3 protein-coding genes are annotated in these 1,190 nt (G+C 63.7%); all 3 read left to right on the top strand.

The window, feature by feature from the left end:
• Nucleotides 1-251 (top strand): septation protein IspZ (locus ACXJKR_RS32985; RefSeq protein WP_457326449.1); only part of this gene is annotated, 251 nt, incomplete at its 5' end.
• Complete coding sequence (locus tag ACXJKR_RS32980; RefSeq protein WP_056198339.1) at nucleotides 248-508, top strand: BolA family protein; 261 nt, start codon at nucleotides 248-250, stop codon at nucleotides 506-508. The genes ACXJKR_RS32985 and ACXJKR_RS32980, both read left to right, overlap by 4 nt.
• Before the next feature lie 78 nt (nucleotides 509-586).
• Nucleotides 587-1,190, top strand: a 604-nt coding sequence (locus ACXJKR_RS32975; protein WP_457326448.1) for a peptidylprolyl isomerase, incomplete at its 3' end; no start/stop codon positions are given.

The following is a 1,190-nucleotide window of genomic DNA, read 5'->3' as shown; positions in this document are numbered from 1 at the left end:
ACCTGATCCAGTCCATGCTCGGCAGCGAACTCGCCCTGCCCGACCTGATCTGGCTCAAGCTGAACCGCGCCTGGGTGCTGTTCTTCGCCGCGATGGGCGTGCTCAACCTCTATGTGGCTTACCACTTCTCGACGTCGGCCTGGGCCAACTTCAAGGTCTTTGGCGTGACGGGCCTCATCGTGCTGTTCACACTCGCCCAAGGCCTGTATCTCAGCAAGCACCTGCCGCCGGAAGAGGACAGCAAGCCATGATCAGCGCAGAGATAGAGGCCCGCCTGCGCGCGGAGCTGGCGCCACTGGAACTCAGCATCCGCGACGACAGCGCCCAGCACGCCGGCCACGCCGGTGCCCGCGAGGGCGGCCACTTTCACGTGGCTGTCGTGTCGGATCGCTTTACCGGACTGCAAAGATTGGCCCGGCACCGCCTCGTTTATCATTGTTTGTCCGACCTGATGCAGCGCGGCATCCACGCGCTGGCGATCGACGCCCGGGCCCCGGGTGAACACTGATCAGATCGTGCGTGATTGAAGAACCGCGCGCCCGGCACCGGGCGCGATTTTTTTAGCCTGAATCAAATTCCCCCACCCATGAAGAAGTTTGCGCTCGCCGCCGTCGTCGCGGCCACCATTTCGGCCCTGCTGCCGGCTGCTGCAGTCGCGCAGAACGTCGCCACCGTCAACGGCAAGCCCGTGCCCAAGGCGCGCGTCGAGACGCTGATCCAGCAAGTCACCAAGAGCGGCCAGCAGCAGCGTTCGCCCGAGCTGGAAGCCCAGGTCAAGGACGAGGTCGTGCGCCGCGAGATCTTCATGCAGGAAGCCGAGAAGCGCGGCGTTCCGCAGACCGCCGACTACAAGGTCCAGATGGACCTGGCCCGTCAGATGCTGCTGATCCGCGGCCTGATGGACGACTTCAAGACCAAGAACCCGGTTACGGATGCCGAAGCCCAGGGCGAGTACGACAAGTTCAAGGCCGCCAACACCGGCAACGAATACCGCGCCCGCCACATCCTGGTCGAGAAGGAAGAGGACGCCAAGGCCCTGATCGCCCAGATCAAGGGCGGCGCCAATTTCGAGGAACTGGCCAAGAAGAACTCCAAGGACACCGGCTCCGCAGCCAACGGCGGCGACCTGGACTTCGCCAATCCGAACAACTTCGTGCCCGAATTCAGCAAGGCCATGACGGCGCTGCAAA

It is taken from the genome of Roseateles sp. P5_E11 (assembly GCF_054049355.1).
This window is presented reverse-complemented; position numbering and strand designations above follow the sequence as displayed.

Bases quoted from the DNA above. Each gene is read 5' to 3' on its own strand.
- ACXJKR_RS32980 (WP_056198339.1), top strand. From the start codon at position 248: ATGATCAGCGCAGAGATAGAGGCCCGCCTGCGCGCGGAGCTGGCGCCA.